10 protein-coding genes are annotated in these 15646 nt (G+C 71.9%); 6 read left to right on the top strand and 4 right to left on the bottom strand.

All coding sequences use genetic code 11. The features are described from left to right. Window positions 1–480: 480 nt before the first annotated feature. Window positions 481–2004, top strand: a complete 1524-nt coding sequence (locus KF840_20805) for an aldehyde dehydrogenase family protein (GenBank protein ID MBX3027346.1) — start codon at window positions 481–483, stop codon at window positions 2002–2004. Between the two features lie 19 nt (window positions 2005–2023). Here KF840_20805 and KF840_20810 read toward each other — a convergent pair whose 3' ends face one another. The 4 genes from KF840_20810 to KF840_20825 form a co-directional block, all read right to left on the bottom strand. Beyond that, window positions 2024–3718 carry a DUF692 family protein gene (locus KF840_20810; GenBank protein ID MBX3027347.1) on the bottom strand — a complete coding sequence of 565 codons (1695 nt, stop codon included), beginning with the start codon at window positions 3716–3718 and terminating at the stop codon, window positions 2024–2026. A 49-nt stretch (window positions 3719–3767) separates the two neighbouring features. Beyond that, window positions 3768–4010, bottom strand: coding sequence for a hypothetical protein (locus tag KF840_20815; GenBank protein MBX3027348.1), 243 nt, complete (start codon window positions 4008–4010; stop codon window positions 3768–3770). Window positions 4011–4092: 82 nt separating this feature from the next. Beyond that, the gene (locus KF840_20820) at window positions 4093–5520 is read right to left on the bottom strand and encodes an HAD-IB family hydrolase (GenBank protein MBX3027349.1); all 1428 of its coding nucleotides are present in this window, start codon (window positions 5518–5520) and stop codon (window positions 4093–4095) included. A gap of 92 nt (window positions 5521–5612) precedes the next feature. Continuing rightward, window positions 5613–6653, bottom strand: a complete 1041-nt coding sequence (locus KF840_20825; GenBank protein ID MBX3027350.1) for an alcohol dehydrogenase catalytic domain-containing protein — start codon at window positions 6651–6653, stop codon at window positions 5613–5615. 209 nt (window positions 6654–6862) lie between these two features. On the opposite strand from KF840_20825, the gene KF840_20830 reads away from it, so the two are divergent. The 5 genes from KF840_20830 to KF840_20850 all read left to right on the top strand — a co-directional run bounded on the left by KF840_20830 (window position 6863) and on the right by KF840_20850 (window position 15473). Continuing rightward, on the top strand, window positions 6863–7477 hold the full coding sequence (locus KF840_20830) for a hypothetical protein (GenBank protein MBX3027351.1): 615 nt from the start codon (window positions 6863–6865) through the stop codon (window positions 7475–7477). 242 nt (window positions 7478–7719) lie between these two features. After that, entirely contained in the window at window positions 7720–8793 is a 1074-nt protein-coding gene (locus KF840_20835; protein MBX3027352.1) for a hypothetical protein, read from the top strand. 6 nt (window positions 8794–8799) lie between these two features. Next, window positions 8800–9441 (top strand): response regulator transcription factor, encoded by a 642-nt coding sequence (locus tag KF840_20840; protein ID MBX3027353.1) that lies wholly within the window; start codon window positions 8800–8802, stop codon window positions 9439–9441. Between the two features lie 410 nt (window positions 9442–9851). Then, window positions 9852–11600, top strand: a complete 1749-nt coding sequence (locus KF840_20845) for a DUF4215 domain-containing protein (GenBank protein ID MBX3027354.1) — start codon at window positions 9852–9854, stop codon at window positions 11598–11600. 117 nt (window positions 11601–11717) lie between these two features. Then, entirely contained in the window at window positions 11718–15473 is a 3756-nt protein-coding gene (locus KF840_20850) for a hypothetical protein (GenBank protein MBX3027355.1), read from the top strand. The last annotated feature ends 173 nt before the right edge of the window (window positions 15474–15646 follow it).

Raw genomic sequence — 15646 nt, forward strand, 5'->3', positions numbered from 1 at the left:
CAGCGTGGGAATGGCGGGTGGGCGCGATCCCTATGGCCATTGCTGATGGCGTTGGGGATCTCGCCCCCGAACCCTCTCTTGTCCAGGTGACTCCGTGTCTCCGTGCCTCCGTGGTGAAATGGTTTCGTCACATCCAGCGGACGGTCCGCTCCAGCGGGCGGAACGAAGGCGGCCGGAGCGCGCGGCTGGCGGCGCGCCATCGCTGAGGCGGGCGATCGGTCGCGGTCTCGTCCTGACGCCCCGGGCCCGACGCCGGGCGCTTGGCACCTTGCCGCGCGGTCGTCGCCCGCCGTCGTCGAGGCTCGCCTGATGCATCCCGCACGCCCGCTCCGCGTCCCGCCCGGCGCGCACTGACACCGCGGCGAGGGTGGCGTGACCGCGCGCGTCATCCGCCGTCCGCCGCCTCATCCCACCTCGGCGTTGACTCGGCGAAATCGGCGGCACTACAAGCCGACGCATCCACAAGGGGAGGTTCGTTCCATGGCGCAGGCAGCAGCACAGTCGGCCATTCCGCTCCATCGCGACGTCGCGGCGTTCATCGGCGGCCGGACGCGCAAGATGCTGATCGACGGCGCGTGGGTGGAGGCGGCGTCGGGCCGGACCTTCACCACCGTCGACCCCGCGACCGAGGAGCCGCTCGCCGAGGTCCCGGCGGGCGACAGAGAGGACATCGACCGCGCGGTGCGCGCGGCGCGCCGGGCGTTCGAGAGCGGCCCGTGGCGGCGCATGACGGCGTCGGAACGCGGCCGCGCCCTGTGGAAGCTCGCCGACCTCATCGAAGCGCGCGGCGAGGAGTTCGCGCAGCTCGAGACGCTCGACAACGGCAAGCCGATCAGCGTCGCCCGCGTCGCCGACGTCCCGCTGGTCGTCGACCACTTCCGCTACTTCGCCGGCTGGGCCACCAAGGTCGAGGGCGAGACGATCCCGGTGTCGACGCCCGGCCTGCACGTGCTCAACTACACGCTGCGCGAGCCGGTGGGCGTCGTCGGCCAGATCATCCCCTGGAACTTCCCGCTGCTCATGGCGGCGTGGAAGCTGGGCGTCGCGCTGGCCTGCGGCAACACGGTGGTGCTGAAGCCCGCCGAGCAGACGCCGCTGTCGGCCCTGCGCCTCGGCGAGCTGCTCGACGAGGCGGGCTTCCCGCCCGGCGTGGTGAACATCGTCACCGGCTACGGCGAGACGGCCGGCGCGGCGCTGGCCGAGCACCCGGACGTCGACAAGGTCGCCTTCACCGGCTCCACCGAGGTCGGCCGCATCGTCATGCGCGCCGCCACCGGCAATCTGAAGCGCGTCTCGCTCGAGCTCGGCGGCAAGTCGCCGAACATCATCTTCGCCGACGCCGACCTCGATGCCGCCGCGGTCGGCGCCGCCAACGCGATCTATTTCAACCACGGCCAGTGTTGCTGCGCCGGGTCGCGCCTGTTCATCGAACAGAAGGCCTACGACACGGTCATGCCGAAGCTGATCGAGTATTCCGAGAAGGTGAAGCTCGGCCCCGGCATGGACCCGGCGACGGAGATGGGGCCGCTGGTCTCGAGCGAGCAGTTCGAGCGCGTCACCGGCTACCTCGAGCACGGCAGGCAGGAGGGCGCCACGGTGCGCGCCGGCGGCGGCCGCCCGGCGCGCTTCGACAAGGGCTACTTCGTCGCCCCGACGGTGTTCAGCGACGTCCGCCCCGACATGAAGGTGGTGCGCGAGGAGATCTTCGGCCCGGTGGTCTGCGCCGTGCCCTTCAAGGATCCCGAGGAGGTGCGCGCCGCCGGCAACGACACCGCCTACGGCCTCGCCGCCGCGGTGTGGACGAAGGACGTGCAGAAGGCGCACCGCATGGCGGCGGCGCTGAAGGCCGGCACGGTGTGGATCAATTGCTACAACATGTTCGACGCCGCCTCGCCCTTTGGCGGCTACAAGCAGAGCGGCTTCGGCCGCGAGATGGGCAAGGCCGCGCTCGAGCTGTACACGCAGATCAAGAGCGTCTGGGTGAACCTCGGCGAACACGCGTGAGGAGGACGGCAGGCGTCGCTCACTCCAGCGCGCGCACCATCCCCAGCGCCGTCAGACGCGCCACCGCGCTGGCGCCGGCGCCGAGGTCGCCGTCGCAGGCGCCCTCGATCGCCGCGCCGTCGAGCAGACGGCGCATGACGGCGGCCTCGGCGGCGGGCAGGCGCAGGCGCTGCACGTCCAAAGCCGGGCGGCAGATCAGATAGTCGACGGCGCCCATCTCGGGGGGCGCCGGCGAGCGGCCAGCGGCAACGGCTTCGATGGCCGGTAGCACGTCCGCGGCGCAGTGGACGATGCGCAGCGCGGCCAGGGTGCGGACGCGCAGCCTCGGCCATGCGTCCGGCGGAATCTCCGCCAGCGCCGCGGCGGCGAGGGGCGGGCCGTCGTCGGGCGCGTCGGCGACCTCGAGGTCGGCCTGCTCGACGGCGGCGATGTCGGCGAGCACCGACGGCGCGACCGCCAGCGCGCTGCCGAAGCGGTGCGTCGGAATGAATGCCGCGAGCCGCGCGCCGACGCGCGCGAACTCGTAGCCGCGCGGCGGATGGGCGGCGACGTAGGCGGCGATCAGCGCCGCCAGCTCGGCCTCGCCGAGGACGTGGCGCAGGGTGGGAAAGTTCTGCCGCAGGCCGCGGCAGAGGCGAACCGCGTAGGCGTCGCGGTAGACGGCGAGGCCGCGGGCGGCGGCAACCGGCGCGGTCGGCGCCAGCAGCGCGGCGGCGCGCGCGGCGGCGCCGTGATCGACGATCTCGGCGAAGAGCTGGCGCTGCGCCTCCGCCCAGCGCGGCGATTCCGCCGCGTCGCCCCTGGCCGACTCGACGAGGCGCCGCGTCGGCGGACGCCGCTCCGGCGGCGTCCGCTCGAGGAACGGTCCGCGCCGAGAGGCGACAGGCGCCGCCGGAAGCGCGCCCGCCGCAGGGATGACCGCCGCGCGCAGCGCCCGCGCACGCTCCAGCTCGCGCAGCAGGTCGGCGAAATCGGGCAGCGCGTCGTCGCGCTCGAGGATCGTGCCGGCGCCCGGGAAGCGGGCGACGGCGCGTTGGTACAGCGCCCACACCGGGTCCGACACCGGCGCGTCGTGGGTGTCGATGCGCACGTCCGGCAGCACCGCGTGCCCGGCGACGTGAACGTAGGCGACGTCGTCCGGCGCCAGCAGGGAGAGGTACGGCTCGGGATCCCAGCCGAGATTGGCGGCGTTCACCACCAGGTTGTTGACGTCGAGCAGGACGCCGCAGCCGCTCTGCCGGCAGAGCGCGGCGAGGAGCTCGGCTTCGCTCATCTCGTTGCCGGCGAAGGCGACGTAGACGGTCGGGTTCTCGAGATACAGGCGCCGGCCGAGCGCCTCCTGCGCCTGATCGACGCGGCGGGCGACGTGGCCGAGGACCGCGGAGGTGTAGGCGACCGGCAGCAGGTCGTGCGACTCGCGCCCGCGCCACGAGGTCCAGCTCAGGTGGTCGCTGACGAAGCGCGGCTCGATCTCGTCGGCGAGGGCGCGCAGGCGCGCCAGGTGGTCCGCATCGAGCGGCTCCTGGCCGGCGATCGACAGGCTGACGCCGTGCAGGACCAGCGGATAGTCGGCGCGCAGCCGGCGCAGCATCTGCCGGGTGCGGCCGCCGATGCCCATGAAGTTCTCGGAGACCAGCTCCAGCCAGTCGACCGGCGGGCGCTGGTCGACGAGATCGCCGAAGTAGCGCGGCCGGAAACCGAGTCCGAAGGACATGGCGAACGCCGGGCCGCCGCCGGGGCTGCCCCCGGCGGCGGCGCAGCGATCAGTGCTTCAGCTTCGCGGCCTCGTCGGCGGTGACCCAGGCGCCGCCGGCGTCGGTGCAGTCCTTCTCGCTCTTGAGCTCCGGCACCTTGCTGCCGGCGCACATGCCGGCGTGCCCCTTGATGCTCTCGCCGCAGGACTTGCGATAGCACGCCTTGGCATCGCCCTCGTCGGCGGCGCGCGCGGCGCCGCCCAGCGCCAGGATCGCGCCCGCCACCAATGCTCCGAACACCTTGCCGTTCATGCTCCCTCCTCGATGTGCGCGGCCCGATGCCGCGTCCCGCGGAGTATGCGACGCGGGCGCCGAGGCCACAAGGCAGCGGCGGTCAGCCGCGCGCCGCCAGCGTCTGCTCGAACAGGGCCCGCACCTCGGCGATGTGCCGATCGAGGCTGCGGCGGCGCCAGTGCGTGGTGGGGATCGGCTTGTGCACCACCACCTCGACCGTCGCCGGGCGCAGGATGGCGCCGTGCTTGGGCAGCACGTCGAGGCTGTTCCGGAAGACGATCGGCACCAGCGGCCGGCGGGCGGCCATGGCGAGGTGGAAGGCGCCCTTCTTGAACGGACCGAGGCGCGGCGTCGGGCTGCGCGTCCCCTCCGGGGCGATGACGATCGAGACGCCGCGGCGCAGGGCGTCGATCGCCGGCTCGAGCGCGTGCACGGCCTCGGCGTGGTGGAAGCGGTCGACGAAGATGGTGCCGCCGGCGGCGAAGAGCGGCCCGAGCAGCGAGCGCCGGATCTCCTGCTTGGCGATGCCGACGAAATCGCGGCGCAGCAGCTTGCAGAGCAGCAGGGTCTCGACCGCGCTCTGGTGGTTGAAGATGAAGACCGCCGGGCGGTCCGACCACAGGTACTGCTCGCCGCGCACCTGCAGGTCGACGCCGGCGATCGCGGTGCCGAGCTCGCCCCAGGTGCTGAGCGCCAGGTTGAGGCCCTGCTGCCAGTCGCCGGTGAGCAGCGCCGCCGGCAGGCTGAGCAGGAACGACGGCAGCGCGCTCGCCGCCGCCAGCGCCGTGCGCACCACCTCCTGCGGCGGCGGCGTGCCGCGACTGGTGAAACGGCGCACCGGCCAGCCGCGCTTGGCGGCGATGGCGGCGAGCCCGCGGTTGGGGTTGATCGGCCGCGGCCGGCCGACGATGTCGAGCAGCGGCAGGTCCTCGTCGCTGTCGGTGTAGAAGAAGCTGCGCGACAGCTCGATGCCGTGCGCGGCGGCGAAGGCGCGCGCCGCGCTCGCCTTGCCGACCCCGTAGCAGGACGGGTGCACCACCTCGCCGGTGATGGCGCCGGCGGCGTCGAGCGCCAGGCGGGTGCACATCACGTGCGCGATGCCGAGCTCGCGGGCGATCGGATTCACCTGATAGGGCAGCGCCGACGACACCACCGCGACCCGGTGTCCCTTGCGCTGGTGCGCCTGCACCAGGGCGCGCGATTCGGGGTAGATCGCGGTCGCCAGCCCCTCGGCGAACAGGCGCTCGCCCATCTCCACCAGCTCCTGCTCCGGCATGCCCGCGAGCAGACCGACGGTGTCGGCGACGAATCCCGAGAAGCCGATGCCGCCGAGTTGGAAGCGGGCCGCCGCGGCGATGCCCTGCGCCATCGCCGCCGCATCGATCTTGCCGAGCCGCACCAGCTCGCGGACGAACGCGCCGGCCGAGAAGCCGGCGATGAGGGTCCGGTCGAGGTCGAAGAAGGCGCCGATGCGCGGTCCCGACGGCCCCTTGTCGATGGCGCCGGTGAGCGAGGCGTAGAGGGTCATGTCGGCGAGCCCAAAACCACAGATGGACGCGGATGGCCACCGAGGCCCGCCCCGGGGCGGCGGGCGAGGCCGCGCCGCGGCGACGACGATCGCTACGGCGTCAGCGCCACCTTGAGACAGCCGTCGCGGCGCTGGTCGAACAGCTCGTAGGCGTGCCGCCCCTCGGCGAGCGGCAGGTGGTGGCTGATCAGGCTGGTCGGATCGAGGCGGCCGCTCTCGATCAGCGGCAGCAGCATCGGCACGAAGCGCGGCACGTCGACGAGGCCGATGCGGAAGGTGAGATCCTTGATGAACGCCGTCCCCATCGGGAACGGGAACTCGGCGTCGAGCAGCACGCCGACGACCGAGAGCACGCCGCCGATGCGCACCAGGTCGAAGGCGAGGCGGACGGTCTCGGCGGCGCCGACGGCTTCGATGACCGCATCGGCGCCCACCCCGTTGGTCGCCTGCAGCAGCGCATCGCGCGGGTCCTCCCGCGACGCGTCGACCGGCACGGCGCCGAGCAGGCGCGCCTGTTCCAGGCGGTAGCCGACGCGATCGATGGCGACGATGCGCGCCGGCCCGAAGAGCTGGGCGCTCATGATGGCGAAGAGCCCGACCGGACCGCAGCCGACCACCGCCACCGTCTGTCCGGCCCGGATGTTGGCGTTCTCGGCCGCGTAGTAGCCGGTCGGCAGGATGTCGGTGAGGAACAGCACCTGCTCGTCCGCGAGCTGCGGCGGGCTGGGGAAGAGGTTGGCGTCGGCGTGCGGCACGCGGATCGCCTCCGCCTGCCCGCCCGGCAGATCGGGGGAGAAGCCGTACACCTTGTTCACCGTCCGCAGGCAGCCGACGACGTAGCCGCGGCGGCAGCAGTCGCAGTCGCCGCAGCCGATCACCCCGGGCACGATGACGCGATCGCCGCGGGCGAAGCGGCGCACGCCGCGGCCGACGTCCTCGACGACGCCGACGCATTCGTGGCCGACGACCACGCCCGGCAGCATCGGCATGACGCCGTGGTACGGGTGCAGATCGGAGCCGCAGATCGAGGCCCGCGTCACCCGGACGATGGCGCTCCGCTCGTCGTCGAGCGAGGGGTCGGGGACGCTGTCGACGCGGACGTCGTGGGGGCCGTGGAAGACGATGGCGCGCATGCAGGCCTGGTATCAGGACGGGCGCCGATTGGGCAGCGCGTCCGCCGGCTCGCGCGACGCCCGGACGCGAATGAGGAAAGTTGCGCTGGCAATGCGGCGGCGGGCTGTAGTCTAATGCGCCCAATCCCAGACGAGTTGCCGGCCGCAGCGGGCGGCCGGTCGGACGATCGAGGCCGCTCATGCTGTCAGGCGCGTGCGTGGAAGCGACGGTGCGACGAGGTGTCCTCGCCGCGCTGCTCCTCTGCGCGCCGGCGGCGCGCGGCGCCGACCCCGTCACCGCCGGCCCCGAGGCGCGCGAAGCCCTCGCCATCTGTCAGCGCGCCGACGCGGTGCCGTCCGACCAGCAGGCGGCCCTGCTGGCCTTCGGCCTCGAACGCGCCGAGGCGGCCGTCCACGCCGACCCGCGCGACGCCGCCGCCCACCTGGCGATCTTCTGCAACCTCGGCAAGCGCCTGCGCCACCGCGGCGGCTGGGGCCTGCTCACCGCCTTCGGCGATTTCAGCCGGGCGCGCGGCGAGCTCGACACCGCGCTCTCCCTCGCCCCCGACTACCCCGGCGCGCTGGCGGCCAAGGGGCAGATGCTCGCCGAGCTGCCGCGCTGGCTGGGCGGCGACCGCCAGGAAGCAGAGCGCCTGCTGCGACGGGCCGTGGCCCTCGATCCGCTCGACGGGCGGGTGCGCCTGATCCTCGCCAACGTCCTGCAGGAGAACGGGCAGCGCGAGGAGGCGCGGACGCACGCGCTGGCCGCCCTCGGCGTGCTCGAGCGCGACGGACCGCAGGACGACCTGGCCAGCGCGCGCACCTTCCTCGCCAGCCTGCAGTAGCGCCGCCGCGCCCCCGCTCGCCCCCCCGGGGGAGCGATCCCACGACCGCCCCGCCCGGGCTGGCTCGCCCACGCCAGATGCGTTGTGCTTCGCCATGTTAGGCGAGTTCGGCGCCAACAATCCGAGATCGAACAACTGCTTGAATCAGCTCTGCCCCGTTGCCAGAAATGAGAGCGATGCGGTCGCCGCATGGCAGATCGGCTGCCGGCGACGGGGGGCCTGCTGGAATGAGCGCTACGGTATTGAATGAGAAAATCGCCCGCTGCCGCCTGATCGGTTCACTGTGCGTGCTGGTGGCGGTGCTCATCGACCCGCTGCAGCCGGTGCTGAACTTCTGGGGATACGTGCCATCGCCGATGGACCCGGACCTCTTCGCCCCCGCGGTCGCGCACTGCGTGTACAGCAGCGTCGTGTACCTGCTGTCGCGCGGCTCGTCGCGGCGGGCGCAGGTGAGCGCGGTCGCGACCTGGATCGACGTGCTGTTCGCCGGCGTGTTCGCCTTCGCCACCGAGGGCAAGATCGTCGTCTTCGGCCCGTTCTTCACCTTCGCGATCGTGGAAGCCGGCCTGCTCGCCGGATTGCGGCGCGCGATGGCGGTCGCCGGCGCCAGCATTCTGGTGTGGCTGGTGCTGGTCGCCGCCCTCGCGCCGGACAATCTTCCGATCTCCGTCGGCCGGGCGCTGTATCTGCTGATCGTCGCGTATCTGGTCGGCTATCTCGGCCAGCAGCGAGCTCGGCTCGAGTCGGAGATGCGGCTGCGCGACGGCGCCGAACAGCGGGCGCGCATCGCCCGCGACCTGCACGACGGCTATCTCCAGGTGCTCGGCGCCGCGAACCTGCAGCTCGAAGGGTGCCGGGCGCTGCTGCGCGCCGGGGAGCATCGCGCCGTCGAGAGCGAGCTCGCGGAGTTGCAGCGTGGCATCAACCGCGAACACGACGACGTGCGGACCTACCTCCGCTCCCTGGCGGCGGAGGACGCGCCGGCGCACTGCGACGATGCCGCGCCGGACACCCGCTTCTCGCTGCGCCTGACCGTCGACGGCTCGGCGGCGCTGATCGAGCACGTGCTGCACATCGTGCGCGAGGGGCTGACCAACATCCGGCGGCACTCGGCGGCCGACTCCGCCCGCATCGTCGTCGCCGGCGCCGACGACGGGCTGCGGATCACCATCGACGACGACGGCCGCGGCTTCGCGGACACCGCCCAGCTCCCCTGGTCGATTGCCTCGCGGGTGCGCGAGCTCGGCGGCGCGCTGCGCATCCAAAGCGAGGGCGGCCCCGGCGCCCACCTCCACATCTCGTTGCCGCGCACCTAGATCCCCATGCCGCAGCAGACAATTCGCGTCGTCATCGCCGACGACCACGCCCTCTTCCGGCAGGGATTGCGTTCGCTCCTGCGCACCCAGCCGAACATCGCCATCGTCGGCGAGGCGGACGGGCTCGACGCGCTCGACGCGCTGCTCGCCGAGACGCGGTGCGACGTCATCCTGCTCGATCTGAAAATGGATCGCATCGCGATCGACCGCATCCCGGCGTTCGCCAGGCAGGCGAAGGTCGTCGTCGTCACCGCCAGCGAGAGCGTCGACGAGTCCGTGGCCGCTGTCTCCGCCGGCGCGGCGGCGATCGTCCTCAAGCGGTTCGCGGTGGAACACCTGATCCAGGCGATCGCAGCGGCGACCACCGGCGGCGTGTGGATGCCCCCGCACGTGCAGGCGGCGATGGCGACCACCCTGCGCAGTGGCCCCCGCTCCGTCCTCACGTCGCGCGAGCACGAGATCGTCCGTCAGGTGGGCCTCGGCCTGCGCAACGCGGAGATCGCGCAGCGGCTGTTCATCAGCGAGCGCACCGTGAAGACCCATCTTCACAACATCTTCTCGAAGCTCGACCTGCACGACCGCGTCGAGCTGGCGCTCTACGCGGTCAAGACCGGCATCGTCGGCACGCACGAGAGCAGGCTCGCGTAGCACCCCACCCCGGGCGCGCCCGTATCGCGCCCGATGCCCTTCCGCGGCGCGGCGTTCCCGGCCAGCCGATCGCCGCCATGCGCCGGCGACGACACGACCGCTCCCGTCCGCGAAACAGTGATCCAGGCCTGCCGGCGTAGGCCGACCTACACCCCTGGACGTAGATAGAATCAACCCACCGGCGGATTCACTGAGTCCAAGCCGCCACGGTACACAGATCCTCGATTCGATGTCGTACGTGGGGGATTTCAGATCGTCGCAGACGGGCGTCCGTGCTGCGGCTGGATGGGCCGGCTCACGGCTCCGCAGTTGATGGGCGTGGGACAGCCGCCGAAGAGCGGTTGTCACGCCGAAGGGGGGATACCGGGATGAGCAACGCGATCACACGTGCGGTGGTGCACGCGTGTGCGATGACAGTCTTCGCACTCGCTGCCGTGCTGCCAGCGGGCGCGCAGGCGAGCTGCACGACCGCTGCCTGGGAGAATCCGTGCGCCCCGGGCGCCGGGTCACCGTCCACCGATTGCCATCTCGAGTGGATCTTCACGCCGCCGACGGCGCCGATCAATCCGAAGGGCAAGGACGGCGTGCCGAAGAATCGCGTCTCCTGCTACGAGGGTGATCGCCGTTGCGACAGCGATCCGGATCTCGGCAACCATAGCTGCACGCTGCCGGTCGTCCCGTGCATCAACAACGCCGACCCGCGGTTCGGGTCGTGCACGCCGTCGGCGATCGCCTCGTTCTCCTTCCTCAAGACGCCGCACGACGCCGCCGACGAGTCCAATCGCGCGGCGCTCGAAGCGCGCTTCGGCGCGGACGGCTTCGGGGTCAGCGTCACCCGGCGCAAGGACGCGGTGTTCGCCGGCTCGGCCAACGCCACCGTGAGCGCCTGTGGCGCCCCGGTCGAGGTGCAGGTGCCGCTCGCTCAGAGCGGCTCGGGGTACCGCAAGAAGGCCAAGCGCATCATCTCGAAGGTGACGACCGCGAGCGGCGCCACCGACAAGGACTCGCTCCTCTTCGTCTGCCTGCCGAGCACCTGTGGCGACGGCGTCGTCCAGGCCGACCACGAGCAGTGCGACGACGGCAACCGCGTCAACGGCGACGGCTGCGACCAGGGCTGCCAGTTGGAAGGGCTCGAGAACGAGTCGCCGACGCCGACCAGCACCCGGACCGACACGCCGACCCGCACGGTGACCTCCACGGCGACGCCGACCATCACGCCCACGGAAACACTGGCGCCGGGCGTGCCGACGTTCACCCGCACGCCGACCTTCACGCCGACCGCCACCGCGATTCCCACCGAGACGCCGGCGCCGATCACCCGCCGCTGTAACTTCCGCACCGGCACCAACAACACCGGCCTCACCGTGGCCGGCAACGTGACCGCGAACGCCAGCATCAGCGGCTACCAGGACTGGGAATTCTTCCCGCCCGACGACAACGGGGTCAGCCAGATCCGCATTCCCAAGGACCAGATGCAGTTCAGTTGCGCCCTGGTGCAGGCGACGGTGCTCATCACCATCACCGCCGGCACGGTCTGTCTCCGTCCGGACATCGACGCCGGCGACGGCTTCGGCGCCATCGACTGCAACGGCGGCAACCAGGCCGGGTACAACTCGGCGACGCAGATGGACCACAACACCAACCAGAACGCGCTCGGGTTCCCACAGGACCCCGATTGCGAGGAGACGTACCTCTCGCCCGACGGCCTCATCAGCCGCGCCTCGATCGAGGATCCGAGTCAGTCCATCTATCACGCCGGCGTCTGCAACAGCGCCGTCCACCTCTCGTACAACGGCACGTCGCCGGCCAACGGCATGACCCTGACGCAGAACCTGATCGCCCGCATCAGCACCGCGCAGACGTCGTGCTCGCCGAACCCCTGCCCGCCGAACGATACGCCGTACGATTCGGGCGCCGGCGACCTGTCGGTGACCGGACGCATGACCACCGGTCAGTCGGTGGGCACGCTCTTCGATCGCAACAACTCGGCCGGCAGCAACTTCAGCCGCACCTTCACCGGCGCGACGGTGCCGTGTTCCACCATCTTCGCGCCCGGCGGCAACGTCTCGAACATGAAGGTGGGGGTCGTCATCCCCTTCCCGGACACCGCCGCGACCATCAACGACGCCAACGTCGAAGTCCGTCTCGTCTGCCAATAGGACGTGCGCAGGACCGCTTTAGGGGGGATTCGGAGCATGCACATCTCGACCTCACAGAGAAGGGAGCTCGCAGGGCTCTCCACCGCGCACCGCCTGCTGGGCCGTGACGCAGCACCCGTGGGCCGCGGCGCTGGATTCACCCAGCGCCTGCGGCTGCTGGCGGCGGCGCTGATCCTGGTTCCGCTCACCGCCTCCGCCGCCGCGGCGGACATCACCTTCATCAAGTCGATCGGCACGGCGACGTCGACCACCGCGGCGACCACGCAGTCGATCACGGTGCCGGCGGCCGGCGTCGACGCCGGCGCGGCGATCATCGTCTCGGCCACCTTCACCAACTCCACGGCGGTGTCTCTGGCCGGGACGGTGAGCGCGGCGGACACCGCCCTCAACAGCTACACGGTCATCTCGGACGCGACCAACGGCACCAACGTGCGCACCGTCGTCCTGGCGGCGCTCAACGTCAACCGGCTGGTGAGCGGCAACACCATCACGGTGACCACGCCGTCGGTCAACCGGCGGACGATCGCCGCCGCCGAGTTCTGGGGCGTCGACGCCACCGACCAGTCGGCCAGCGCCATCGGCAACGACACCGCGCCCGCATCGGGTCCGGCGACCACGTCGACCGCCAACGAGCTGCTGATCGCCGCCATCGGCATCAACGGCATCGCCGGCGACAACCTCGCGCCCGGCGCCGGGTTCACGCAGATCACGCGCGTGAGCGCCGGCACCGCCGTCCCGGCGGCGACCAACCTGCTCGCCTACGAGCTCGTCGCCGACGCCGACGCATACGAGGCCACCGCGACCACCACCACGACCCGCCAGTGGGCCGCCAATCTGGCGACCCTCGCGCCCGACGCGACCTGCGGCGACGGCAACGTCGATCCCGGCGAGGACTGCGACGACGGTCCGGACAACGGCAGCGGCACGAGCTGCTGCAATGCCAACTGCCGCTTCCGCGCCAGCGGCCAGACCTGTCGGGCATCGACCGGCGGCTGCGATCCGGCCGAGGTCTGCACCGGCTCGAGCGGCGCCTGCCCGGCCGACGCGCTGCGCCCGAACGGCTTCGTCTGCCGCGCCGCCGCCGGCGAGTGCGACATCGCCGAAACCTGCGACGGCCTGAGCAACACCTGCCCCACCGACGTCCTGGTCGCGGCCGATACGCCCTGCACCGACGACGGCACGTCCTGCACGATCGACATCTGCAACGGCTCGAGCCCGGCCTGTCAGCACCCCGCCGACACCGGCAGCCCGTGCATCAAGTTCATCCAGACCATCGGCACCTCCACCAGCACGACGGCCGCGACCACCACGGCGGTCACGGTTCCGGCGGCCGGCGTCTCCAGCGGCGGCAGCGTCATCATCACGATGGGTCTGCCGTCGAACGCCCTGGGAGCCCCGGGCGACGTCAGCGCCACGGACTCGGCCGGCAACGTCTATGCGGTCGATTCGGACGTCACCAATCCCGCCAACGCCCGCATCGTCGTGCTGTCCTCGCACAAGGTGCTGCCCCTGGTCAGCGGCAACACCATCACCGTCACCCACCCGTCGACCAACCGCCGCAACATGGTGGCGGCGGAGTACTCCGGTCTGGCCGCCAGCCCGACGGTCGACCAGACCGCGACCAACATCGGCAGCGAGAACAACGCGACGCCGGCCACCACCGGAACCGCGCCGACGACCACCCAGGCCGACCAGCTCCTGATCGGCGCCTTCGGCGTCTCGGGTCCGACGAGCGACAACTTCACCCCCGGCGCCGGCTACGCGTCGGCCGGGCGGGTCAGCGCCAGCACCACCGCCCCGACGGTGACCAACATCCAGGAATACCGGGTGGTCAACACCATCGGCGACTACAGCGCCGGCTTCACCACCACGACCACGACCGTCCGCCCATACGCGGCCGGGCTCGTGACCTACAAGGCCGATCTCGACTGCGGCAACGGCGTCATCGATCCCGGCGAGGAGTGCGATCTCGGCCTCAGCGGCAACGGCTCGACGACCTCCTGCTGCACGCGCAACTGCAAGTTCCGCAGCTCGGCGGGCGTCTGCCGGCCGCAGAACGGCGTCTGCGACGTCGCCGAGACCTGCACCGGCTCGTCGGACACCTGTCCGGCGGATGCGCTGCGCCCCGACGGCTTCGTCTGCCGCGCCATCCCGGCCGGCGAGGCGGGCGCCTGCGACCCCGTCGCCGAGACCTGCGACGGCGTCAGCAACCTCTGCCCGCCCGACACCTTCCTGCCGGCGGGCAGTGAGTGCGCGGTGAACAACGACACCAACCCGTGCACCGCCGATCAGTGCAACGGCACCCAGGCGGCCTGCACCCACCCCGCCGGCAACGCCGGCGCGGTCTGCCGCGCCGCCGCCGCGAGCTGCGACGCGGTGGAGGTCTGCACCGGGGCGTCGACCACGTGTCCGGCGAACGCCTTCCTGCCCGCCGGCACGGTGTGCCGTCAGGCCACCGACCTGTGCGACGTCGACGACGTGTGCTCGGGCCTCAGCCAGAGCTGCGGTCAGGACAACGTGCGGCCGAACGGATTCCTCTGTCGCGCCGCCACCGATCTCTGCGACGCCGACGACACCTGCGACGGCACGGGCAAGGCCTGCGTCGATCACGTCCGGCCCGCCGGCGCCGAGTGTCGGCAGAGCACCGACGAATGCGACGTGACCGACGTCTGCGACGGCAACAGCAAGGTGTGCAACGACGAAGTCGCGGAGGCGGGCACCTCGTGCGGCTCGCCGGCGGCCGATGCCTGCGACGCCGACGATGCGTGCGATGGCACGGGCAAGGCCTGCCAGGCGCTGGTCAAAGCCAGCGGTGAGCTCTGCCGCGACGCCGCCGACGTCTGCGACGTGGCCGAATTCTGCGACGGCAGCAACACCGCCTGCCCCGCCGATGCCCTGCAGAATGCCGGCGTCACCTGCCGCGAGGCGGCCGGCCCCTGCGACGTCGCCGAGACCTGCACCGGCAGCAGCACCGCGTGTCCGGCGGACGCCGTGCAGCCGGCGTCGTTCCTCTGCCGGCCGCAGAGCGGCGACTGCGACGTCGCCGACTACTGCGACGGCACGGAGGTCGCCTGCTCGGACGACGTGCACGTCCCCGACGGCACCCTCTGCGTCGGCACCAACCCGAACGCCTGCCTGAACGCCTGCAGCGCCGGCGTCTGCGCCGACGGCGCGCCGGTCACCGAGCAGGCCTGCTGCGGCAACGGCATTCTCGATGCCGGGGAGACCTGCGACGACGGCAACCAGATCTCCGGCGACACCTGCCCGTCGCGGCCCGGCGACGATTGCCAGTTCGCCGCCAGCGGCAGCCTGGTCCGCGCCGCCCGCAAGAACCCGGCCCACGATTCGCGGGCCTGCCAGCTCGAGTTCGCGGTGGCCAACGCCACCGGCTCCAGCGATCGCTTCGGCCTGCCGAGCTGGATCCAGACCTGCACCGATCAGGATCCCGCCTGCGATCTCGATCCGACGCCCGGCCGCTGCCGCATCGCGGTGGCCGCCTGCCTGAACAACCAGGACGCCAACGTCCCGGCCTGCGTGCTCAACGGCGTCGGCTCCGTCGCCTTCGATGCGCCGAAGCGCACCCTGCCGGCCGAGCAGCTCGCGCTCGCCGCCGCCGGGGTGGCGAAGCTGACCGCCGGGATCCAGCAGCTCCTCGATCCCGCCAATCCGGCCGCGTGGTACACCAACACCCTTCCGGTGTTGGCGAGCCAGCGCAACCTGTGCAGCGGCACGGTGCTGATCGACGTGCTGGCCGGCACGGACACCAAGACCACCAAGAAGAAGGCGTTCTCGCTCAAGGTCCGCTCGCTCGATCTCAACGGGCAGAAGAAGATCTCGACGCTGCGCCTGATGTGCCAGTCTCCGACGCCCTGAGGCGAATTGCGCCGAGAGCCGAGGACCGTTCCACCCGCCGCGGCCAGTGAACCCGCCCTGGCCGCGGCGGCGCCTTTCCCGCCACACTCTTCTCCGCGCGTGTTCCCACCGGCGACCCGAGCCTCCCGCGATCCGCGAACGCCCCCGCCGCGCCGCCGCCGGACAGTCGCCCT

The organism is bacterium (assembly GCA_019637795.1).
Lineage (GTDB): Bacteria > Desulfobacterota > Binatia > HRBIN30 > CADEER01 > JAHBUY01.

Excerpts from the sequence above, each read along its gene's own strand:
- KF840_20810 (MBX3027347.1), bottom strand. The coding sequence starts at position 3,718 with ATGTCCTTCGGACTCGGTTTCCGGCCGCGCTACTTCGGCGATCTCGTC.
- KF840_20805 (MBX3027346.1), top strand. The coding sequence starts at position 481 with ATGGCGCAGGCAGCAGCACAGTCGGCCATTCCGCTCCATCGCGACGTC.
- KF840_20825 (MBX3027350.1), bottom strand. The coding sequence starts at position 6,653 with ATGCGCGCCATCGTCTTCCACGGCCCCCACGACGTCCGCGTCGACAGC.
- KF840_20820 (MBX3027349.1), bottom strand. The coding sequence starts at position 5,520 with ATGACCCTCTACGCCTCGCTCACCGGCGCCATCGACAAGGGGCCGTCG.
- KF840_20845 (MBX3027354.1), top strand. The coding sequence starts at position 9,852 with ATGACAGTCTTCGCACTCGCTGCCGTGCTGCCAGCGGGCGCGCAGGCG.
- KF840_20815 (MBX3027348.1), bottom strand. The coding sequence starts at position 4,010 with ATGAACGGCAAGGTGTTCGGAGCATTGGTGGCGGGCGCGATCCTGGCG.
- KF840_20840 (MBX3027353.1), top strand. The coding sequence starts at position 8,800 with ATGCCGCAGCAGACAATTCGCGTCGTCATCGCCGACGACCACGCCCTC.